The sequence below is a fragment of the Arthrobacter mobilis genome (assembly GCF_012395835.1).
Classification (GTDB): Bacteria; Actinomycetota; Actinomycetes; order Actinomycetales; family Micrococcaceae; genus Crystallibacter; species Crystallibacter mobilis.
Window position 1 is genome coordinate 242,921 of sequence record NZ_JAAZSQ010000003.1, and the last position, 20,151, is coordinate 263,071.

20 protein-coding genes are annotated in these 20,151 nt (G+C 68.8%); 6 read left to right on the forward strand and 14 right to left on the reverse strand.

From position 1 onward, the window contains the following. Positions 1 to 19: 19 nt before the first annotated feature. The 6 genes from yajC to pdxT form a co-directional block, all read right to left on the reverse strand. Positions 20 to 415, reverse strand: a complete 396-nt coding sequence (gene yajC / locus HGG74_RS05900) for a preprotein translocase subunit YajC (protein WP_168485456.1) — start codon at positions 413 to 415, stop codon at positions 20 to 22. A 174-nt stretch (positions 416 to 589) separates the two neighbouring features. Then, entirely contained in the window at positions 590 to 1,666 is a 1,077-nt protein-coding gene (ruvB, locus tag HGG74_RS05905) for a Holliday junction branch migration DNA helicase RuvB (protein WP_168485401.1), read from the reverse strand. Position 1,667: 1 nt separating this feature from the next. Next, positions 1,668 to 2,300, reverse strand: a complete 633-nt coding sequence (gene ruvA / locus HGG74_RS05910; protein WP_168485402.1) for a Holliday junction branch migration protein RuvA — start codon at positions 2,298 to 2,300, stop codon at positions 1,668 to 1,670. Positions 2,301 to 2,397: 97 nt separating this feature from the next. Next, positions 2,398 to 2,994, reverse strand: coding sequence for a crossover junction endodeoxyribonuclease RuvC (gene ruvC / locus HGG74_RS05915; protein WP_168485403.1), 597 nt, complete (start codon positions 2,992 to 2,994; stop codon positions 2,398 to 2,400). A 3-nt stretch (positions 2,995 to 2,997) separates the two neighbouring features. Further along, complete coding sequence (locus HGG74_RS05920; protein WP_168485404.1) at positions 2,998 to 3,756, reverse strand: YebC/PmpR family DNA-binding transcriptional regulator; 759 nt, start codon at positions 3,754 to 3,756, stop codon at positions 2,998 to 3,000. A 3-nt stretch (positions 3,757 to 3,759) separates the two neighbouring features. Continuing rightward, positions 3,760 to 4,431, reverse strand: a complete 672-nt coding sequence (gene pdxT, locus HGG74_RS05925; RefSeq protein WP_168485405.1) for a pyridoxal 5'-phosphate synthase glutaminase subunit PdxT — start codon at positions 4,429 to 4,431, stop codon at positions 3,760 to 3,762. Positions 4,432 to 4,614: 183 nt separating this feature from the next. On the opposite strand from pdxT, the gene HGG74_RS05930 reads away from it, so the two are divergent. Together HGG74_RS05930 and HGG74_RS05935 are read left to right on the forward strand one after the other, a co-directional pair. After that, positions 4,615 to 5,913 (forward strand): Mur ligase family protein, encoded by a 1,299-nt coding sequence (locus HGG74_RS05930; RefSeq protein ID WP_168485406.1) that lies wholly within the window; start codon positions 4,615 to 4,617, stop codon positions 5,911 to 5,913. Beyond that, the gene (locus tag HGG74_RS05935) at positions 5,914 to 6,660 is read left to right on the forward strand and encodes a type 1 glutamine amidotransferase (RefSeq protein ID WP_168485407.1); all 747 of its coding nucleotides are present in this window, start codon (positions 5,914 to 5,916) and stop codon (positions 6,658 to 6,660) included. It begins immediately after the preceding gene. A gap of 130 nt (positions 6,661 to 6,790) precedes the next feature. On the opposite strand, the gene HGG74_RS05940 is transcribed toward HGG74_RS05935, so the two are convergent. Next, positions 6,791 to 8,044: a CapA family protein gene (locus tag HGG74_RS05940; protein ID WP_168485408.1), complete on the reverse strand. Its 1,254-nt coding sequence runs from the start codon at positions 8,042 to 8,044 to the stop codon at positions 6,791 to 6,793. Positions 8,045 to 8,180: 136 nt separating this feature from the next. Between HGG74_RS05940 and HGG74_RS05945 the strand changes: the two genes are divergently transcribed. Then, positions 8,181 to 9,167 carry an acyl-CoA thioesterase gene (locus tag HGG74_RS05945; protein WP_168485409.1) on the forward strand — a complete coding sequence of 329 codons (987 nt, stop codon included), beginning with the start codon at positions 8,181 to 8,183 and terminating at the stop codon, positions 9,165 to 9,167. Positions 9,168 to 9,284: 117 nt separating this feature from the next. Here HGG74_RS05945 and pdxS read toward each other — a convergent pair whose 3' ends face one another. The 4 genes from pdxS to thrS all read right to left on the reverse strand — a co-directional run bounded on the left by pdxS (position 9,285) and on the right by thrS (position 13,523). Further along, positions 9,285 to 10,199, reverse strand: a complete 915-nt coding sequence (gene pdxS, locus HGG74_RS05950; RefSeq protein ID WP_168485410.1) for a pyridoxal 5'-phosphate synthase lyase subunit PdxS — start codon at positions 10,197 to 10,199, stop codon at positions 9,285 to 9,287. A gap of 108 nt (positions 10,200 to 10,307) precedes the next feature. After that, on the reverse strand, positions 10,308 to 10,919 hold the full coding sequence (gene pgsA / locus HGG74_RS05955) for a phosphatidylinositol phosphate synthase (RefSeq protein ID WP_168485411.1): 612 nt from the start codon (positions 10,917 to 10,919) through the stop codon (positions 10,308 to 10,310). A gap of 4 nt (positions 10,920 to 10,923) precedes the next feature. After that, complete coding sequence (locus tag HGG74_RS05960) at positions 10,924 to 11,505, reverse strand: HIT family protein (RefSeq protein WP_168485412.1); 582 nt, start codon at positions 11,503 to 11,505, stop codon at positions 10,924 to 10,926. Continuing rightward, positions 11,502 to 13,523, reverse strand: a complete 2,022-nt coding sequence (thrS, locus tag HGG74_RS05965) for a threonine--tRNA ligase (RefSeq protein WP_168485413.1) — start codon at positions 13,521 to 13,523, stop codon at positions 11,502 to 11,504. Before thrS ends, HGG74_RS05960 begins: the two co-directional genes overlap by 4 nt. 190 nt (positions 13,524 to 13,713) lie before the next feature. Here thrS and HGG74_RS05970 point away from each other — a divergent pair, with 190 nt between their 5' ends. Beyond that, positions 13,714 to 14,172 (forward strand): carboxymuconolactone decarboxylase family protein, encoded by a 459-nt coding sequence (locus tag HGG74_RS05970; RefSeq protein WP_168485414.1) that lies wholly within the window; start codon positions 13,714 to 13,716, stop codon positions 14,170 to 14,172. On the opposite strand, the gene HGG74_RS05975 is transcribed toward HGG74_RS05970, so the two are convergent. Both HGG74_RS05975 and HGG74_RS05980 read right to left on the reverse strand, forming a co-directional pair. Next, positions 14,173 to 17,667 carry a DNA polymerase III subunit alpha gene (locus tag HGG74_RS05975; RefSeq protein WP_168485415.1) on the reverse strand — a complete coding sequence of 1,165 codons (3,495 nt, stop codon included), beginning with the start codon at positions 17,665 to 17,667 and terminating at the stop codon, positions 14,173 to 14,175. Beyond that, complete coding sequence (locus tag HGG74_RS05980; protein WP_168485416.1) at positions 17,667 to 17,981, reverse strand: DUF6504 family protein; 315 nt, start codon at positions 17,979 to 17,981, stop codon at positions 17,667 to 17,669. The genes HGG74_RS05975 and HGG74_RS05980 overlap by 1 nt, the downstream gene beginning before the upstream one ends. A 273-nt stretch (positions 17,982 to 18,254) precedes the next feature. Here HGG74_RS05980 and HGG74_RS05985 point away from each other — a divergent pair, with 273 nt between their 5' ends. Further along, complete coding sequence (locus tag HGG74_RS05985; protein ID WP_168485417.1) at positions 18,255 to 18,698, forward strand: VOC family protein; 444 nt, start codon at positions 18,255 to 18,257, stop codon at positions 18,696 to 18,698. Positions 18,699 to 18,720: 22 nt separating this feature from the next. On the opposite strand, the gene HGG74_RS05990 is transcribed toward HGG74_RS05985, so the two are convergent. Then, positions 18,721 to 19,476, reverse strand: coding sequence for an SOS response-associated peptidase (locus HGG74_RS05990; RefSeq protein WP_168485418.1), 756 nt, complete (start codon positions 19,474 to 19,476; stop codon positions 18,721 to 18,723). A gap of 143 nt (positions 19,477 to 19,619) precedes the next feature. Between HGG74_RS05990 and HGG74_RS05995 the strand changes: the two genes are divergently transcribed. Beyond that, positions 19,620 to 19,844: a glutaredoxin domain-containing protein gene (locus HGG74_RS05995; protein ID WP_205761485.1), complete on the forward strand. Its 225-nt coding sequence runs from the start codon at positions 19,620 to 19,622 to the stop codon at positions 19,842 to 19,844. Positions 19,845 to 20,151: the final 307 nt, after the last annotated feature.

Consider the following 20,151-nt stretch of genomic DNA (forward strand, 5'->3'; position numbering starts at 1 on the left):
CGGGCCCGGCGTCCCGCGGCTACTTTCCGTTGTCCTTGTCGTCGTTGAGGCGCTTGAGGGTTTCCTCGGGCGTCTCGGCGCGGACGGGGCCGGGCTCGGTCCCGGTGAGGCTGGAGGCATCGTCCGGCACGGCAGTGGCTTCGGCGCCGGCAGGGGCCTGCAGGATCTCGGTGACAGCCTGCAGATGCACGGTGGCGGTGTTGCCGGGCGAGAGCTCCAGGACCACCTTGTTCTCGTCCCGGTCCACGGACACCACGGAGCCGTACAGGCCGAACTGCGTCATGACCTCGGTGCCGGGCGCCAGCTTTTCCTTCATCTGCTCGGCCTTTTCCCGCATCTGCGCCTGGACCTTGCGCTGTTTCCGGAACATCGTGAAGATGAGCAGGCCGAAGATCACGAACAGCGCGATGGTCATGAAGTCGATGCCGCCGCCCTGCGGCTGTGCGGTGTTGGCGGTCAAGACGTTAGCGATCACAGAATTGTTCCGTTCCTCGGAGGCTGGGTAATCTTTTCCATTCTACGCGGACACGGCACAGGGAACCGGCATGGGACAGCCGGCGCTGTGGCCTGCGGCTGTCCCGTACGGTGCTCAGTCCTCGAAAAGCTCGGGCGCGCTTTCCTCCGTCAGCGTGAAGAGGGTCTCCCCGAACATGGCCCCGGCCGGCGGCACCATGCCCAGGTGCTCCCAGGCAGCGGCGGTAGCCACCCGGCCGCGCGGCGTCCGGCCGAGCAGGCCTTCGCGCACCAGGTACGGTTCGGCCACCGTCTCGACCGTCTCGGTTTCCTCCCCGACGGCGATCGCCAGTGTGGACAGGCCCACCGGGCCGCCGTTGAACTTGGTGATCAGCGCCGTCAGCACCGAGCGGTCCAGCCGGTCCAGCCCGCGGGCATCCACCTCGTACATATCCAGTGCGGCGGAGGCGGCCCGCAGGTCGATTTCCTCGAGCTTGTGCACCAGCGCCCAGTCCCGGACCCGGCGCAGCAGCCGGTTGGCGATCCGCGGGGTGCCGCGGGAGCGGCTGGCGATCTCGGCAAAGCCGGCGGAATTGACCTTCAGGTCCAGCAGCATGGCCGAGCGGCGCAGCACCAGTTCCAGCTCGCCGGTGGAGTAGAACTCCAGGTGCCCGGTAAAGCCGAAGCGGTCCCGCAGCGGCCCCGGCAGCAGGCCGGCCCGCGTCGTCGCCCCGACGAGCGTAAAGGGCGGCAGGTCCAGCGGAATGGCGGTGGCCCCCGGGCCCTTGCCGACCACGATGTCGACCCGGAAATCCTCCATGGCCATGTAGAGCATTTCCTCGGCGGGCCGGGACATCCGGTGGATTTCGTCCAGGAAGAGGATCTCGCCTTCGGTCAGCGAGGACAGGATCGCGGCCAGGTCGCCGGCGTGCTGGATGGCCGGGCCGGAACTGATGCGCAGCGGCGCGTTCATCTCGGCCGCGATGATCATGGCCAGCGTGGTCTTGCCCAGCCCGGGCGGACCGGAGAGCAGCACGTGGTCGGCGGTGCGTTCACGGATCCGGGAGGCTTCCAGCACCAGCGAGAGCTGCTGGCGCACGCGGGCCTGGCCGACGAAATCGTCCAGGTTCTTCGGCCGCAGCGCAGCTTCCAGCGCCCGCTCCTCGGCCTCGCCGGCCGCGGAGACGAGCGAATCCCGGTCCCGCGCGGCCACGCTACTTCACCCCTGCCGCCGGGCGGCGCGCCGCGCGCGTACCGTCCCGGCCCATCCGGCGCAGGGTCAGGCGCAGCAGCTCGCCGACGTCGCCGGCCGCGGCAGCCTCCGGGTGCTCCTCCGCGGCGGCGTCGACGGCGGCACCGGCGTCCTTCTCCGACCAGCCCAGGCCGGTCATCGCCTCGACGACCTGGCCCTTCCAGTCCGCGGCGGCCGGGGCGCTCTCGGTGCCCAGCGGCACCAGCTTGCCGGCCAGCTCGAGCACAATGCGTCCGGCCAGCTTGGGTCCGATCCCCGGGACCTTGCTGATGGCCTTGCTGTCGCCGGCGGCCACGGCCACACGGATGGCCTCCGGGCTGTGCACCGCCAGCGCGGCCAGGCCCAGGCGCGGGCCGACGCCGCTGACCGAGGTGAGGGTTTCGAAAACCTCCCGCTGGGAGGCGTCCTCGAAGCCGTAGAGCGTCATCGAGTCCTCGCGCACCACCATCGTGGTGGCCAGCTCGGTCTCCCTGCCCACGTGCAGCCCGCCGAGCGTCTGCGGGGTGGCCTGCACCAGCATCCCGAAGCCGTTCACGTCCACGACCGCGGAATGCAGGCCCACATGGGTAACGACCCCGCGCAACGAACTAATCATGAACCGACCCCGCAGATGGAAGAGGAAAATATACGAACATACCTACGAATAGCCTACGCCGTGCTGCGGGCACAAACCCAGCCGCCACACGGACCGCTCAGCGCCGGCCGCGCTTGGCCCGCGCTTCGGCCTCGGCCCAGGCCCGCTGCGCCGGGGTCAGGCCGGACCCCGTCCCGCCCGGGCCTGCGGCGGAGGCTGCCGCCGGCACCGCCAGCCCGTTGCCGCGCCAGGCGTGGGTAATGGCCAGCGCCAACGCGTCCGCCGCGTCGGCCGGACGCGGCGGAGCCTGCAGCCGCAGGATCCTGGTCACCATCTTGGTCACCGCGGTCTTGTCCGCCTGCCCGTTGCCGGTCACCGCGGCCTTGACCTCGGTCGGGGTATGCAGCGCCACGGGGATCCCCCGGCGTGCGGCGGCGGCAATCACGATCCCGGAGGCCTGGGCCGTGCCCATCACGGTGCTGACGTTGAGCTGGCTGAAGACCCGTTCGACGGCGAGGACGTCCGGGCGGTGCCGGTCCAGCCATTCGTCCACGGCCAGGGAAATGGCGAGGAGCCGCTGGTCCAGCGGCTCCTCGCTATGGGTTCCTACCACCCCGACGTCCACCAGGCTCGCCCGCCGGTTGGCCTCGACGTCGACCACGCCGAAGCCGCAGCGCGTCAGCCCCGGGTCGATGCCGAGAACACGCAGTGCCACGCGTCAGTCGTCCGCCTCCAGCGCGGCCATGACTTCGTCGGAGAAGTCCACGTTCGCGTAGACGTTCTGCACGTCGTCGAGCTCTTCGAGCGCGTCCACCAGGCGGGTGAACTTGCGCGCGGCGTCAACGTCGACGTCCACGCTCATGGACGGGACGAACTCCACCTCGTCGGTTTCGTACTCGATCCCGGCCGCTTCCAGCCCGCCGACGACGGCGCGCAGGTCGGCCGGGTCGGAGGTGACGACGAAGTTGTCCCCGTCTTCCTTGACTTCCTCGGCCCCGGCGTCCAGCACCGCCATCAGGACATCGTCCTCGCTCAGGTCCTTCTTCGGCAGCGAGACCACGCCCTTGCGGCTGAACAGGTAGGCCACCGAACCCGGGTCGGCGATGGTGCCGCCGTTGCGGGTCACCGCCACGCGCACCTCGGAGGCGGCACGGTTCTTGTTGTCGGTCAGGCATTCGATCAGCAGCGCCGAGCCCTGCGGGCCGCGGGCTTCGTAGATGATCTCCGCGTAGTCCACGGTTTCGCCGGTCAGGCCGGCGCCGCGCTTGATGGCACGGTCGATGTTGTCGTTGGGCACCGAGGTCTTCTTGGCCTTCTGCACGGCCAGTTCCAGCGCCGGGTTGCCCGACAGGTCGGCGCCGCCGGCACGGGCGGCCACCTCGATGTTCTTAATCAGCTTGGCAAAGGACTTCGCACGGCGGGCATCGATCACGGCCTTCTTATGTTTGGTCGTTGCCCATTTGGAGTGCCCGGACATGCTTTATGCTTCTCCTCTGATCATGCGGATGAAAAGTTCGTGGATGCGGCGCTCCCCCGTTACCTCGGGGTGGAAGGATGTCGCCAGCAGATGCCGCGAACGGACTGCAACAATTCTAGCGGCCCCATGCAACGTCTGCGTGTGGGAGGCCTCGGACGGCTCGACCGTCGCCAACACGTCCACCGACGGGCCCACGCGCTCCACCCACGGTGCGCGGATGAACACGGCGTGCACCGCAGGGGCCTGGGCCCCGGGTTCCGCGGCGCTGAATTCGAGGCCGCGGAACCGCAGGTCCGTCTCGAAGGATTCGCGCTGGCGGCCGAAGGCGTTGCGCCGGACGGTGATGTCCAGCCCGCCCAGGGTCTGCTGCGGGCTGCCGGCCAAGTCCCTGGCCGGATCGGCAATCTCGTCCGCGAGCATAATCATGCCGGCGCAGGACCCGTAGACCGGCATGCCCTCGGCAATGCGCTCCTTCAGCGGCACGTCCAGCTCGAAGATCCGGGTCAGCTTGTCGATGGTGGTGGATTCGCCGCCCGGGATCACCAGCCCGTCGACGCCGGCGAGCTCGGCAGGCCGGCGCACGGCGACCGCCTGCGCGCCGCTGGCCTCGAGTGCTGCGGCATGCTCGCGCACGTCGCCCTGCAGGGCAAGGACACCTACTTTGACCAAGATCATTCCTTAAAAGCTGTTCTTCAAGCTGCCGAGCAGCGCCCGGGCAGGCGCCATGTGGAAAACTCCCCCGAAAAAACGATAATCCCAATACCGGCCGCACTGTTAACTGCGGCCGGTATTGCAGCTGTGTGCGGCGGCTGCCGCGCGGCCCCGCCGGGGTCCGCCGCGTTGTGTAAAGTGTTGGACATGCGCCACCTGCTTGCCACCCTTGCCGGAAAGACCGTCCGGGAGGTGGCCAAACTCCGCGGTGGCGGATCGGCCCTGCCCGGCCTGGTCGCCGAGAAAATCGACCCCGGTTTCCTGCCGCGCGTTCTCGGGAACCTGCCCCGCGGCGTCGTCGTCATCAGCGGCACCAACGGCAAGACCACCACCACCAAAATGGTGGTGGAGCTGCTTCAGGGCCAGGGCCTGAAGGTCTTCACCAACCGCACCGGCAGCAACTTCACCCGCGGCGTGGTGGCCGCCGCGCTGGGCGAATCGAACCTGGCCGGCCGGCTGGATGCCGACATCGCCGTGCTGGAGCTTGACGAAGCCCACGCCGTGCACTTCGTCAAGCTGGTGCCCCCGCGCTACTGCCTGCTGCTGAACGTCATGCGGGACCAGCTGGACCGCTTCGGCGAGATCGAAACCACCGCCGGCTTCCTGCGCCGCATCGCCGAGGCCACTACCGGCAGCATCGTGCTCAACCGCGAGGATCCGCGCATTGCCGCCCTGGCCACCGCCGCCCGGGCAGGCACGGAAGTGAAGTACTTCGGGCTCTCCGCCCAACTGCGCCCGATGTTCCCCAGCGACGACGACCTGCGCTCCAACGCCGCGGTGGTCGGCGGACCTGTGCCGGAGAACCACGCCGTCGAGCGGGAGGCCGACGTCGTGCTGACGACCTGCGAAGGCTCGGCCGCCGGCTTTCGCCTGGACGGACGGCAGATCGAAGCCGAGCTCAGGCTCACCGGCATCTACAACGTCTACAACGCCGCAGCCGCGCTGGCGCTGGCCCGCACCGTGCTGGGACCGGACGCGGACGAGGACGCGCTGCTCCAGTCCCTGGAAGCCGTCACCCCCGCCTTCGGCCGCGGCGAATCCCTGACCGTCAACGGCCAGCCGCTGGACCTGGTGCTGGTGAAGAATCCGGCGGGCTTCAGGCTGGCCCTGCGCTCCTTCCCCGCCGCCGGCTACCGGACGATGATCGCCATCAACGACAACTACGCGGACGGCCGGGACATGTCCTGGCTCTGGGACGTGGACTTCGATTCGCTGCGGGAGACCGGGGTGGACGAGGTCAGCGGCGTGCGCGCCAACGATATGGCGCTGCGGCTGTTCTACGACGACGTGCCGGTCGGCCGGGTGGACACGGACCTGGACGCCTCGCTGGAACGCTTCATCGCCGCCGCGCCCGGCACGCCCAAACGCATCTACTGCACCTACACCGCCATGCTGGCGCTGCGGCGGGAGCTGGGCAAACTGACCAACGTCGAGGTGATCGCCTAAATGGACACAACCAACCCGCAGGCCGGGGATGCTCCCGTGATCGACCTGCTGCAGCTCTACCCGCGGGACATGAACATCTACGGGGACTGGGGCAATGTCTTGACCCTGCGCAAGCGCCTGCAGCTGCGCGGCTTCGAGGTGCGCCTGCACGAGTACAATCCCGGCGACGAGTTCCCCGACCAGGTGGACCTGATCGTTGGCGGCGGCGGGCAGGACTCGGGCCAGAACAAGATCCAGACGGACCTGCTGGCCCTGGGCGGCCGGCTGAAGGAGCTGGCCGGCGACGGCGTGCCGATGCTGGTCATCTGCGGGCTGTACCAGCTCTACGGGAACTTCTTCAAAACCCATACCGGGGACATCATCAAGGGCATTGGCCTGCTGAACGTGGACACGGTGGCGGGCCCGTCCCGCCTGATCGGCAACACCGTGGTCGAGAGCAGCGAGTTCGGCACCGTCATCGGCTACGAGAACCACAGCGGGCAGACCTTCCTGAAGGAAGGGGTCCAGCCGCTGGGCACCGTGACCAAGGGCGAGGGCAACAACGGCCAGGACGGAACCGAGGGGGCGCGCTACCGGAATGTGGTGGCCAGCTACCTGCACGGCTCCCTGCTGCCGAAGAACCCGGCAGTGGCGGACTTCCTGATCCGCGGCGCCGTGCTGCGCCGCTACGGCAGCTTCGAGGACACCCCGCTGGAAATCCCCTACGAGACCGAGGCGCGCCTGACCGCCGCCGCCCGCCCGCGGTAGGGATTGGGGCAGGCCCTTTCGTGTCGGCTTCGCCGCCACGCAGGGACCCTGCTGCCCCACTCTCCGGGGCAGGCCCTTTCGTGTCGGCTCCGCCGCCACGCAGGGACCCTGCTGCCCCACTCTCCGGGCTTCAGGGATCCCGGCTGATCAGCCATTCGGCGGCGCCGTCCGCGGCCGCGCCGAGCGACTCCACCGTGGCCCTGGTCCGTGCCCGGCTGGCCGCATCGGCCTTGGCGGAGACACAGGCCCGGTCCTCCGGATCCACCAAGGCCGGCGCGTCGGGCGCCAGCGGGCACCAGCGGTGCCCGGGCCCGTCCCAAGTGGCCGGCACCCAGTCAAGCCGGTCAGCAGACCACCTGCCGCCGGGTGCCTGGCTGAACCGCACCCGGACCATCAAGCCCTCGGTGTTGAGCACATTCGGCGTGGCGTGCGCGGCCAGCGTGTTGCCCAGCCCGTAGACGATCCAGGTGTCCCGGTATTTCTCGATGGGCTGCACGGAATGGCTGTGGTGGCCATACACCAGATCAAACTCCCCGCTGTCCGCCAGGGCACGGGCGACCTGCTGCTGCTGGACATTGGGCGTGCTGGCATATTCATCCCCGGCATGTACCGCCGCGACCACCAAATCGGCGCCCTCGATGCGGGCCCGGCGCGCCTTGGCCACCATCACGGCCGGCTCGAGCATGTCCACCTGCCATGGTTCCTCGGGCACCAGCCCGTTGAGTGCGTAGGTGCCGGTGACGACGGCGATCCGGGCTTCCCCGGCGTGCAGTACCAGCGTGTCCGCGGCCTCCTGCGCCGAGCGGTAGGTGCCGGTGTGGGCCAGGCCTGCACGGTCCAGGGCCTCCAGCGTGCGCTCCACGCCTGCGGTCCCGGCATCGAGGCTGTGGTTGCTGGCCGTGGTGCAGGCGTCATAGCCGGTCTCCTTGACTGCGGCCAGGATCTGCGGCGGAACGTTGAAGGACGGATAGGCCGAGAACGGTCCGCCGCTCCGGCCGACGGGCGTTTCCAGATGGCAGACAGCCAGGTCGGCGGCCTGCACGTACTGCCGCTGCGCGGCCAGCATGGGGACGAAATCCAGCGGGCGGTTCCCGGTGGCCGCGGCATCGGCTGCTGCCTGGGCCCAGAGTTCCTCATGCAGCAGCAGGTCCCCGGTGAGCACCAGGCTGCTGCAGCGGACGCCGGGGCAGCCGGGGCGGGGCTGCCGGGTGTCCGCCGTCGGGCCGGCTGCCGACGACGGCGCGGCAGCGGTGGGTGCGGCCGCTCCGCTGGACGCCGCGGCGCTGTCTGCCGCCGTCGTGCCTGGCACCTGGCCAGGAGCAGCCGGTGCGCAGCCGCTCAGCAGCAGGCAGGCGAGTACCGCCGCCGCGGTCCGTCGTGGCATGCGGCCAGTCTACGGGAGCAAGGGACCCGCCGTGAGCGAAGCGAATGGTGGGAGGCCGCTGGACGCCAACGTTCGCTGCTAGCCTGTCATCACAGAACGGGGCGGGACACCTCACTGCCCGGGCCGAGGAGGAACCATGCCGGACACAGCTGCCGGGACGAAGAATTCGGCGCTGTTGCGTTTTCTTGCCGCGCCGATGGATGCAGGCTTCAGCGGGACCGTGGACGCGGGAACGGTGCTCGAGTGGGTGGACAAGGCTGCCTATGCCTGTGCCGTCGGCTGGAGCAAGTCCTACTGCGTCACCGCCTACGTGGGCAACATCCACTTTGCCGATCCCGTCCTGGTCGGCGACATGGTGGAAGTCGAGGCGGTCATCGTCTACACCGGGCGCAGCAGCATGCATATCCTGACGACCGTCAGCTCGGGCGACCCGAAGGGCGGCGGCGCCACCATGCGCAGCCAGTGCCTGGTCATTTTCGTGGCCGTGGGCGCCGACGGCAAGTCCATTCCCGTCCCCCGCTGGCAGCCGGTGACCGATTGGGAACGGGAACAGGAACAGCTGGCCCTGGCCCGTCTGGACATCCGGGCCGACATCGAAACGGCCATGGCCGGGCAGGAGTACACCGATGCCGGCACCGCACAGCGCACGGTGCTGCGCTTCCTGGCGGCTCCCACCGATGTGAACTGGGGCGGCAAGGTCCACGGCGGCATCGTGATGAAGTGGATGGACGAGGCCGCCTACGTCTGTGCGTCGCGCTGGTGCGGCCGGCACGTGGTCGCGGTGTTTTCCGGCGGCATCCGGTTCTACCGGCCATTGCTGATTGGCGACGTCGTCGAGGTGGAAGCCCGGCTCATCTATACCGGCAACAAGGGAATGCACGTGTCGGTGCATGTACGCTCCGGGGATCCGCGTACGGGCGAGATGCACCTGACCACGCACGCCCTCACGGTCATGGTGGCCCGGGACGAGACCGGCACTGCGGTGCCGATCCCCCGCTGGGAGCCAGTCTCCGACGAGGACAGGCGGCTGCACAACCATGCCCGGGAAATCATCGGCATCCGCAGCCGGATCCCCGGCAACCTGCTGCCCACGCACCTGCGGGAAGAATCGGCCCGCGGATGAGCTGTGCCGTACTGCACCGTACCGTGGGCCGCGGCAGCGGCGGCACCCAAAGCCAGAGGCCCGGTTCCGCGCCTGGGCGGGGAACCGGGCCTGAAGGTGCCGTTGGCTGGCTGGGTCCTACCAGCCGCGTTCGGCGAGGCGGTGCGGGGCCGGGATCTCGTCCACGTTGATGCCGACCATGGCCTCGCCCAGGCCGCGGGAGACCTTGGCGATGACGTCCGGGTCGTCGTAGAAGGTGGTGGCCTTCACTATCGCCGCGGCCCGCTCGGCCGGGTTGCCGGACTTGAAGATGCCGGAGCCGACAAACACGCCGTCGGCGCCCAGCTGCATCATCATGGCCGCGTCCGCCGGGGTGGCGATGCCGCCGGCGGTGAAGAGCACCACGGGCAGCTTGCCGGTCTCGGCAATCTCCTTCACCAGCTCGAACGGTGCGGCCAGTTCCTTGGCCGCCACGTAGAGCTCGTCCTCGGCCATGGTGGTCAGGCGGCGGATCTCGGCGCGGATGGCGCGCATGTGCGTGGTGGCGTTGGAGACGTCCCCGGTGCCGGCCTCGCCCTTGGAGCGGATCATCGCCGCGCCCTCGTTGATCCGGCGCAGGGCCTCGCCCAGGTTGGTGGCCCCGCACACGAAGGGTACGGTGAACTTCCACTTGTCAATGTGGTTGGCGTAGTCGGCCGGGGTAAGCACCTCGGACTCGTCGATGTAGTCCACGCCCAGGGACTGCAGCACCTGGGCCTCGACGAAGTGCCCGATGCGGGCCTTGGCCATGACCGGGATGGACACCGCCTCGATGATGCCGTCGATCATGTCCGGGTCGGACATGCGCGAGACCCCGCCTTGGGCGCGGATGTCCGCCGGGACCCGTTCCAGCGCCATGACGGCTACGGCACCGGCGTCCTCGGCGATGCGGGCCTGTTCGGGCGTGACGACGTCCATGATGACGCCGCCCTTCAACATTTCAGCCATACCGCGCTTGACCCGGCTGCTGCCGGTCACCGGCGCGGTCGTTGAAGTTTCTTCACTGCTGGACACAAAAAGCCCCTAGGAGTAGTTGAAAACGGTACAGCTAATGATAGCCGCACGCCCGCCGGACCGGCCCCTACAGTTACTCCGGGCAACGGCCCGTCAGCTGCCGGACGTTCAGACGGTGCTGCGGGTCTGGCGGTAGACCGTTGCGACCCGCTGGACGACGGTGACCGCGCTGGCTGCCGCCAACAGCACCAGGACGGTAAGCAGTACCTGTTCGGGAAGGCCCAGTCCGGTGAAGCCGGTGAAGACCAGGACCGCGACGAGCCGCTCCGAGCGTTCGGCGATCCCCACGCTGGCGCTGCAGCCCAGGGATTCGGCCTTCGCCCGGGCGTAGGAGACCAGGCTGCCCAGCACCAGGCAGAGCAGCGCGGCCACGGCGATGGGCACATTCGCCCCGCCGGTGAAGAACCAGACGGCCACCCCGGCGAACACCGCGGCGTCGCCCAGGCGGTCCAGGGTGGAATCCAGGAAGCTGCCCCAGTGGCTGTTCCGCTCCAGCATCCTGGCCATGATGCCGTCCAGCATGTCCGAGAAGACAAAGACGGTGATGACCACCGTGCCCCAGAACAGCTGGCCCAGCGGATAGAAGACCAGCGCGCCGAAGCAGACGCCGAGGGTACCGATGATGGTCACGGTGTCCGGGGAGACACCCAGGCGGATCAGCAGCCGGGCCGGCGGGGAGAAGAGCCGCCCGAAGAATCCGCGCGCGTACTTGTTCAGCATCGCCTCAGCCGGCCGGCCAGGCTTCGGCGACCTGCTCCCGGACTTCCTGCAGCGTCTGGGTGATGGCCTTGGTCCGGGCGATGATCGGGAAGAAATTCCCGTCCCCGCCCCAGCGCGGGACCACATGCTGGTGCAGGTGGGCAGCGACGCCGGCACCGCCGGCGACGCCCTGGTTCATGCCCAGGTTGAAGCCGGAGGGATTGGCCACCTTGCGCAGCACCCGCATGGCCGTCTGGGTCAGTTCGGCGAACTCCAGCGTCTCCTCGGTGTCGATGTCCGTGTAGTCGGGCACATGCCGGTACGGGCAGACCAGCAGATGACCCGGGTTGTACGGGTAAAGGTTGAGTACCACGTAGGCATGCACGCCGCGGTGGACGATCAGCGAGTCCTCGTCAGAGCGGGTCGGCGCCGCGCAGAAGGGGCAGACATCCTTGTCCTCGAACTGGTGCTGCCCGCCTTTGACGTAGGCCATGCGGTGCGGGGTCCACAGACGCTGGAAGGCGTCCGGGACTCCGGGCAGCTCGAAGCCGTCCGTGACCTGCTCGTCGGGCTGTTCCTGCACGGCTGTCCCCGTTTCCTCGGTCATGCCAGTTCGCTGGTCCGGTTCCGCACGGCGTCGACGATCCGGGCCACTGCCTCGTCCACCGGAATGCCGTTGTCTTGGCTGCCGTCGCGGAAACGGAAGGAGACGGCGCCGGCCTCGGCGTCCTCGCCGCCGGCGATCAGCACGAAGGGGATCTTGTCCTTGCTGGCGGTGCGGATCTTCTTCGGGAAGCGGTCCGTGCCCAGGTCCGCCTCGGCCCGGATACCCTGGGCGCGCAGCTTGGCCACGACGTCGGAAATATAGTCGTTGAAGGCTTCGGCCACCGGGATGCCGACCACCTGCACCGGGGCCAGCCAGGCCGGGAACGCACCGGCGTAGTGCTCGATCAGCACACCCATGAACCGCTCCACCGAGCCGAAGAGCGCGCGGTGGATCATGACCGGGCGCTGGCGGGTGCCGTCGGCGGCCTGGTATTCCAGGTCGAAGCGCTCGGGCAGGTTGAAGTCCAGCTGGATGGTGGACATCTGCCAGGTCCGGCCGATCGCGTCGCGGGCCTGGACGGAAATCTTCGGCCCGTAGAACGCTGCGCCGCCCGGATCCGGCACCAGCTCCAGGCCGGAGGCCTCGCCCACCTCGGCCAGGGTGCGGGTGGCCTCCTCCCAGGCATCGTCGGACCCGACGAACTTCTCCGGGTCCTTGGTGGACAGCTCCAGGTAGAAGTCCTGCAGGCCGTAGTCCTTGAGCAGGTCCAGGACGAAGTTGAGCGTGGTGGTCAGCTCCTCCTTCATCTGCTCGCGGGTGCAGTAGATGTGGGCGTCGTCCTGGGTCATGCCGCGCACACGGGTCAGCCCGTGCACCACGCCGGACTTCTCGTACCGGTAGACCGACCCGAACTCGAACAGCCGCAGCGGCAGCTCGCGGTAGGAACGCCCGCGCGAGCGGAAGATCAGGTTGTGCATCGGGCAGTTCATCGGCTTCAGGTAGTAGTCCTGGCCCGGCTTGAGAACCTCGCCGGTTCCCGGGTCGCGGGTCTCATCGATGTGCATTGCCGGGAACATGCCCTCGCGGTACCAGTCCAGGTGGCCGGAGATCTCGTAGAGGTGGCCCTTGGTGATGTGCGGGGTGTAGACGAACTCGTAGCCGGCGGCCTCGTGGCGGGCGCGCGAGTAGTCCTCCATGGTCCGGCGGATGATCCCGCCCTTGGGGTGGAAGACCGGCAGGCCGGAACCCAGCTCGTCCGGGAAGGAGAACAGATCCAGCTCGGCGCCGAGCTTGCGGTGGTCGCGGCGCTCGGCCTCGGCCAGGCGCTCCTGGTAGGCCTTCAGGTCTTCCTTGGTGGGCCAGGCGGTGCCGTAGATGCGCTGCAGCTGCTTGTTCTTCTCGCTGCCGAGCCAGTAGGCGGCGGCGGTGCGGGTCAGGGCGAAGGCGTTGGAGATCAGCTTGGTGTTGGGCAGGTGCGGGCCGCGGCACAGGTCGCACCAGACGGTGTCGCCGCTCTTGCGGTCCACATTGTCGTAGATGGTGATTTCGCCGGCGCCGACCTCGACGTTCACGCCCTCACCGGCCTCGTCGGCCTCGGCGGACTTGTCCAGCAGGATGAGCTTGTACGGCTCGTCCGCCATGGCCGCGCGCGCTTCCTCCTCGGTGACCACGCGGCGGGAGAACTGCTGGTTCTGGTTGACGATCTTGAGCATCATCTTCTCAAGCGTCTTCAGGTCTTCGGGGGTGAAGGGTTCTGCGACGTCGAAGTCGAAGTAGAAGCCGTCGGTGATGTAGGGACCGATGCCCAGCTTGGCGTCCGGGCGCAGCTGCTGCACAGCCTGGGCCATGACATGGGCGGTGGAGTGGCGCAGCACGTTCAGCCCGTCCGGCGAATCGATGGTGACGGACTCGATCTTGGCCCCGTCCGGCAGCGGCCGGTCCAGGTCCCGCAGTTCGCCGTCGACCCGCACGACGACGACGTCGCGGCGGTCGGCAAAGAGTTCCGTTCCGGTAGTGCCCGCCGCCACCTGGCTCTCGTCGCCGTCCACGATGAGGGTGATGTTCTGGGGCGCTGACACGAGGTCTCCTTATGCTTCGACGTGGGCCGTTACTGCTGCGCCGTACCGGGGGCGCCGCAAGCCTCTACGATGGTATCCGCTGGAGTTGAGGGCAACCAACATAGCCCGGGCGCGTGGCGCCGCAGCGCCTGGCCGCTTCCCACCGCTCTCTTCGTTCGCGGCGGGGCCCTCTGCGTCTAGTCTTGTGCCCATGGACACACGGGCGAACCTGAGCAAGCAGCATCCGCGGGCCTACCAGACGCTGCTGGACATGAACAAGGCGGCCGCGGAGGCAGCCTCGGCCTCCGGTATCGATCCGCGGCTGGTCGAACTGATCAAGATCCGCGCCTCACAGATCAACAACTGTGCCTACTGCCTGCGCATGCACACCCGGGATGCGCTGCGGCTGGGCGAGCAGGCGGAGCGGCTGGCCATCCTGTCCGCCTGGCGGGAAAGCAGCGGGTACTTCTCCGCCGTCGAGCGCGCTTCGCTGGCCTTGGCCGAGGCGGTAGTGCGGATCGACGACGGCGGCCTCGACGACGGGCTGTATGCCCGGGTCGCCGAGTTCCTCACCCCGTCCCAGATCGCAGCGGTGTCCTGGGTGGCCAACGCGATCGGGGTGTTCAACCGGGTGGCCATCGCCAGCAGGTACCCGGTGGAGCCCTCCTGATCATCCGGCACCGACCTGCTCCGGGCCGGCAACCCGGGCACCGGCCGCACCGGCAGTGGCACCGCCGCCCGGCAGCGACCCGGTGTCCGCCAGGTCCCAGGCCTGAAGGGCCTGCAGACTGATGCCGCGCGGCCCGGTCCGCCGCGTTGTCCCCCGGATCAGCAGCAGCCGGGTGCCGAACAGCAGCGGCCCGGCCTGTTCCTGCGCCTCGTGGAAGAAGGTGCAGTCCACGCAGCCGGTGCCGTCGTCGATACTGATGAACACCACCCGCCGTCCTCCGCGCATGGGCGGGGTCTGGGTGGCCACCCGGATTCCGGCCACCAGGACCTCGGTACCGTTGCGCAGCCCCAGCAGGTCCTTCGCGGCGGTGGTTCCCAAGGTGCGAAGCAGCGGCGCGTAGCTGTCCATCAGATGGGCGCTGGCATCCACCGCCAGCAGATCCAGTTCGGTGCGGACCTTCTCCGCCAGGGACGGCTCCGGGAAGACCGGGGTGAGGTTGCGCAGTTCCAGATCTCCCAGCGGCAGGGCCAGCTGGCCCTGGATGGGCCGGCACCGCGGTGGCACCGCGCGGGTCGTCCCGTCCAGGAAATCCAGGTGGTGGACCAGGTCCGCCCGGCCTGCGAGCGCGGCAGGTTCCCTCCTTCCCAGTTCGTCGAAGGCGCCCAGCTGGGCCAACCGCTTCATGGTGGGCCGGCTGACTTTGGCCCGGGCGCGCAGGTCTGCCAGCGAGTCGTACGGCTGTCCGGCGACGATGCGTTTCAGCTCGGCGGCGGAGAGCCCGTAGATACCGGCCAGGCTGAGCCGGATGCCCAGTTTCTCCGGTTCGGTGACTGTGGCCGGCAGGCGTTCGACCCGGTAGGTGTCCTTGCTGCGGTTGATGTCCAGGGGCAGGATCGGAATGCCCATCCGGCGGGCCTCGGCTATCAGCAGCCGCCGCGGGTACATTCCCGGGTCGTGTTCCCACAGTCCGGCCAGGAAGGCTTCGGGGTGGTGGGTTTTGAGCCAGGCGGACTGGTAGGTGGGGACGGCGAAGGCAGCTCCGTGGGCCTTGCAGAAACCGAAGCTGCCAAAGGCTTTCAGGGTGTCCCAGACCTTGTCGATGGTTCCGGCCGGGTAGCCGCGGTCGGCGGCGCAGGTCCGGAAGTACTCCTCCACCCGGGGTTCGGCTTCTTCGTTGCCCAGCAGGCGCCGAAGTTCGTCTGCCTTGGCCAGCCCGCAGCCGGTAAAGACGTCGAAGGTGCGCAGCACCTGTTCGTGGAAGACCGTAACCCCGTGGGTTTCGCCCAGCACTGGTTCGAGGTCCGGGTGGGGGTAGCTCTCCGGCGCCCAGCCGTGCCGGTGTTCCAGGAACGGGCGGACCATGTCGGATTTCATCGGTCCGGGACGGAAGAGGGAGATGTCGATGATCAGGTCGTTGAAGGTGCGCGGGGCCATCTTGCCGACCAGTTCGCGCTGGCCGGGGGATTCAATCTGGAAGCAGCCCAGCGTGTGGGTGCTGCGGATCAGTTCGAAGGTGGCCTCGTCATCGAGCGGGACCGCGTCCAGGTCGATCCGGCCGTCGGCGCCGATATAGGACGGGCCGCTGCCTGCCGGGTCCGCCGGGTGGTTTCCGGCCGCGGTGACGGAAGCCTTGTCCCGGTGGATCCTGGCGATCTCGTCCAGGGCATAGGCCATGGAGCTTTGCATCCGCACCCCGAGCACGTCGAGCTTGAGCATGCCCATGGGGTCCATGTCGTGTTTGTCGAACTGGCTCATCGGCAGGCCCAGCCCGCTGGGCTGGACGGGGGTGCGGTCCAGCAGGGTCCTGTCCCCCAGGATGACCCCGCACGGGTGCATGGAGATGTGGCGGGGCAGCCGGTCCAGCCGTTCGGTCAGATCCACCAGCAGGTCCAGCTGGCGGTCCTGTTCCACCAGGCCGGACACCCCGCGCAGTTCCGGTTTCTCCGCCAGCGCTTCGCGGAACCTGCTGGCGGAGAACCGCCAGAGCTGTTTGGCGATGGCGGAGATGTCCTCCTCCTCCAGGCCCAGCGCCAGTCCGGCGTCGCGGACCGCTCCGCGTGCCCGGTAGCCGTTCTGCATGCTCATTAGGGTGACCCGCTGGGCGCCGAAGCGTTCGAAGATCCTGCGGTAGACGTCGTGGCGCCGGGCGCTTTCGACGTCGATATCAATGTCCGGCAGGGTGGAGCGGTCCCGGGACAGGAACCGCTCGAAGATCAGTCCGTGGTCCAGCGGGTTCACGTGGCTGATGCAGAGCAGGTAGTTGACCAGGCTGGAGGCTCCCGATCCCCGGGCCGCGGCCCTGACGCCCATGTCGGAAATCATCCGGGCGACCTCGGCCACGGTGAGGAAGTAGGAGGCAAAGCCCAGCCGGGTGATGATGGCGAGTTCGTGTTCGAGCCGGTCCCGCAGCTGCCGCCCGGCCCGGCCGGTGGTGCCGGGAAGCCTGGCATCGATCCCGGCCTCGCAGCGGCGGGCCAGTTCGACGGCGGGTTCCTGGCTGATGCCGATGACCGAGGCTTCGGGCGCTACCGGCCGGCCATAGCCCATGTCCCGGTACGGGTCCATCCGGCAGCGGTCGGCCACGGTTTCCGTGGTGGCCAGCAGTGCCGCCGCCCCGCGGTTTCCCCATCCTGCCGTCCGGGAAATTTCCCGGGCCAGGCGGCGCATCTGGTCGGCGGTTTTCAGCCAGCCCTGGCCGTTGGGCTGCAGATCCGGCAACCTGGCCAGGGCGGTCAGGGCGCGCGCGGAGTCCAGCACGTCGGCGGTGGCGGCACCGTCCTCATGGCAGTAGCGCACGGCATTGGTCAGGACCGCCGGCAGGCCCAGGTCCCGGGCCAGCCTGAGCATGCGCACCGCATGGGCGGTGCTGAGGTCCTCCCCGGGCGGGCTGAGGTGGGTGACCACTTCCACCACCAATGCCCCGGGAGGCAGGACGGTCCGCCAGTGCGCGGCCAGCCGGCGCGCCTCGGCATAGCGGCGGTGGCGCAGCGCCCTGCCCACGTCCGAATATGGCCCAAGCAGCACCGTGAGCACCGCTGCGCCTTCCGCTTCTTCCGGTCCGGCAGCGTGTGCCGCCAGCAGGTCCAGGCTGATGCCGGGCCCGCGGACATCCTTGCCCCGGTTCCTGCGGGGCCCGCTCCCCCGCCCGGCCGCACCGCCAGAGGCTGCCGGCCGGGTGCCTGCATGCGTTTCCGAGACCAGCCGGCACAGTGCGTGGTAGCCCTGCCCCTGGTTTCCTCCGTGGGCCAGTACCACGGCGCGCCCGGCGTCGTGCCCCTGCCCGTCCCGCACCGCCAGATCCACTCCCACAATCGGATCCAGTCCCGCCGCCAGGCACGCCCTGAGGTGCTTGACCGTCCCGTACAGCCCGTCCCGGTCCGTGCAGGCCAAGGCATCCGCCCCGTAGGCGGCGGCCGCCTCCGCCAGCTCGTCCGGCCAGGACACCCCGTAGTGGGCGCTGAAGGCGGAGGAAACGTGCAGGTGGGTGAAGCTCATCAGGCGCTCATGCTCCGGACGGCGTCGTGGATTTTGATCAGGCGCCAGCGTCCGGGATTGCCCTGCCGGGACAGATCCAAGGTCCTGATCTGCCGGTGCCCTTCCAGCCGCACCTGCACCCGCCAGATTTCGTGGTCCACCAGCCCTGCCCCCCGGCCCGGTTCGGCCCGCTGCTCCTCGGCCCACCAGCTGCGACGCTGGTACCAGCGCACCGGCTCGGCCACGATCCGCCAGGTCCGGTTTCCCCACACGAGCCTGACCGGCTCCCCTGCGGGGGAACAGGCCACCTCCACCGGTTCAGTGAAAACTCCCAACGCTCCAGCCACCTTTCCTCGGAAAATGCGGGCCAGATTCCCGGCTGCCCCTGCAGGCGTGCATCCGGAACACGTGACCCCTTCACTTTATTCGAATATATATTCGAATCCTAGGCCGACCCTAAGGGGCACCACCGACAACCAGGCAGAAAAGAGGATCCACTGGGCACATAACGCCCGTTTCCGCCCTGCCAAAGGGCGTCAAGTGCCCAGTCGATCGGCAGGTTGCCCGGTCCCTAGCCAGCAGTCCGGACGCGGTGGCAGGATCGGGGCATGAAACCTCTGGTCACCGCCGTGACCCTGGGCGTGCGCGATGTCCGGGCTTCGCGGAATTTCTATATTGAGGGCCTGGGCTGGCAGCCCCTGTTTGCCGAGGAAGGGGAAATCCTCTTCCTGCAGATCGCCCACGGCCAGATGCTGGCGCTGTGGAACGTGGAGAGCATGCGCCGCGAGTACGGGGACGTGGGCCACCACGAGTCCGGGCCCGCGGTCCCGGTCTCCCTGGGCCAGAACGTGGACAGCCCCGGGGAGGTGGACGAGGCAATCAGGCAGGCGCTCGCTGCCGGCGCCACGCTCGTTTCGGAGGCCCGCTACCAGCCGTGGGGAGGCTACAGCGGGTGCTTCGCGGACCCGGACGGCTACCGCTGGGACATCGTCTTCAACCCCGGCTTCAGCATCGGCGACGACGGCACGGTCCACCTGGGCCCGGCCGCCTAAGCGTTAGCGCACCGTCCCGCCGCTAACTGTCCAGCAGGTCCGGCTGCGGGGTGATCAGTTCCGGCGAATTGTTGCGCACGTTCCCCACCGCTGCCCCCACCGGGTCCAGCACCCAGCCGGACGCCGCATCCCAGGCCCGGTCCCGGACCTGCTCCGCCAGCGCCGCGCCGTCCTTGGCCGCCGGGTCCAGCCAGGCCTCCAACGTGTCCCGGTCCATCGGTGCCGGCATCCGGTCATGCAGCGAGGCCAGTTCCCGCAGCACCTCGGAGCCGCTGTCCGCCGGCGGCGCGGCGGTGGTGATCACGGTGGTGGAGAGCAGCCAGCGCTCCGGATCGCCCTCTTCCTTGGACGGATCCTTCCACCACTCGTACAGTCCGGCGAAGAGGATCGGGGAGCCGTCTGCAGGGTGGACGTAGTATGGCCGCTTGGTCCGGGGGCCCTGCTTCTTCCACTCGTAGTAGCCGTCTGCCGGCACCGCACACCGCCTGGCGCCCAGCGCAGCGCGGAAGGTGGGCTTCTCGGCCACCGTCTCGACCCGGGCGTTGAAGGCACGGGACCCCACGGACGGGTCCTTGGCCCAGACGGGGACCAGCCCCCAGCGGGCAATATGCAGCTGGCGGCGGATTTCCCCCTCGATGACCCGCTCCAGCAGGATCGGCACATCGGTGGTGGGGGCCACGTTGTATGACTCCCGCAGCTCGAAGTCCTCGGGGTACTCGGCCCCGGTGGCAGCCACCAGATCCCCCACGGCCCGGGCCATTACGTATCGTCCGCACATGGGAATCAGTCTGCCACCGGCCTGCAGCCGTCCGGAACCCGGCGTGGAATTGATTGGACGCCGCAGGTGTTTTACATAATGGCGACACGTCACCAACGAAGGAGCATCCCTTGCAGTACATCCCCGCAGCCGGCACCATCACCATGTTCTCCACCTCCTGGTGCGGCTACTGCCGCAGGCTGAAGTCCCAGCTGGATACCCAGGGCATTGGGTACCGGGAGATCAACATCGAGGACGTGCCCGGCACGGCGGAGCTGGTCGAGCAGATCAACGGCGGCAACCAGACGGTACCCACGCTGCTCTTCCCCGACGGCAGCAGCGCCACCAACCCCTCGCTTTCCGAAGTCCGGGAGCGTCTGGGCGTCTAGGGCGGCCGCCGGCGCTCCGCGCCGGGACCCAAGCCGGTGCGTCCTCCGGAGCATGTATGACGCCCCCGGGCAGGTGTATTACGACGGCGGCGGGCAGCGCCGCCGGCTGTGACCTGCGCCGCAGCGGCCCGGAATGACACCGGGCGCCATATTTTTCATAACACTCGTTATGGGAATTGTGGCGCCCGGTTTTTCTTTCTTAGGATGAGGTTTGGGGCCCGCCGGCCCGCAGAGTACCTCCACTCCCAGAAAGGGACGCGCCAGAGCATGGTTCATAAAGTTCGGGCAGTTGTTGCCAAGGAAAAGA

Excerpts from the sequence above, each read along its gene's own strand:
- HGG74_RS05985 (WP_168485417.1), top strand. The coding sequence starts at position 18,255 with ATGAAACCTCTGGTCACCGCCGTGACCCTGGGCGTGCGCGATGTCCGG.
- HGG74_RS05960 (WP_168485412.1), bottom strand. The coding sequence starts at position 11,505 with ATGACCGAGGAAACGGGGACAGCCGTGCAGGAACAGCCCGACGAGCAG.
- HGG74_RS05935 (WP_168485407.1), top strand. The coding sequence starts at position 5,914 with ATGGACACAACCAACCCGCAGGCCGGGGATGCTCCCGTGATCGACCTG.
- HGG74_RS05920 (WP_168485404.1), bottom strand. The coding sequence starts at position 3,756 with ATGTCCGGGCACTCCAAATGGGCAACGACCAAACATAAGAAGGCCGTG.
- HGG74_RS05930 (WP_168485406.1), top strand. The coding sequence starts at position 4,615 with ATGCGCCACCTGCTTGCCACCCTTGCCGGAAAGACCGTCCGGGAGGTG.
- HGG74_RS05990 (WP_168485418.1), bottom strand. The coding sequence starts at position 19,476 with ATGTGCGGACGATACGTAATGGCCCGGGCCGTGGGGGATCTGGTGGCT.
- HGG74_RS05945 (WP_168485409.1), top strand. The coding sequence starts at position 8,181 with ATGCCGGACACAGCTGCCGGGACGAAGAATTCGGCGCTGTTGCGTTTT.
- pdxT (WP_168485405.1), bottom strand. The coding sequence starts at position 4,431 with ATGATCTTGGTCAAAGTAGGTGTCCTTGCCCTGCAGGGCGACGTGCGC.
- pgsA (WP_168485411.1), bottom strand. The coding sequence starts at position 10,919 with ATGCTGAACAAGTACGCGCGCGGATTCTTCGGGCGGCTCTTCTCCCCG.
- HGG74_RS05975 (WP_168485415.1), bottom strand. The coding sequence starts at position 17,667 with ATGAGCTTCACCCACCTGCACGTTTCCTCCGCCTTCAGCGCCCACTAC.
- HGG74_RS05940 (WP_168485408.1), bottom strand. The coding sequence starts at position 8,044 with ATGCCACGACGGACCGCGGCGGCGGTACTCGCCTGCCTGCTGCTGAGC.
- HGG74_RS05970 (WP_168485414.1), top strand. The coding sequence starts at position 13,714 with ATGGACACACGGGCGAACCTGAGCAAGCAGCATCCGCGGGCCTACCAG.
- HGG74_RS05995 (WP_205761485.1), top strand. The coding sequence starts at position 19,620 with ATGTTCTCCACCTCCTGGTGCGGCTACTGCCGCAGGCTGAAGTCCCAG.
- ruvA (WP_168485402.1), bottom strand. The coding sequence starts at position 2,300 with ATGATTAGTTCGTTGCGCGGGGTCGTTACCCATGTGGGCCTGCATTCC.
- yajC (WP_168485456.1), bottom strand. The coding sequence starts at position 415 with ATGACCATCGCGCTGTTCGTGATCTTCGGCCTGCTCATCTTCACGATG.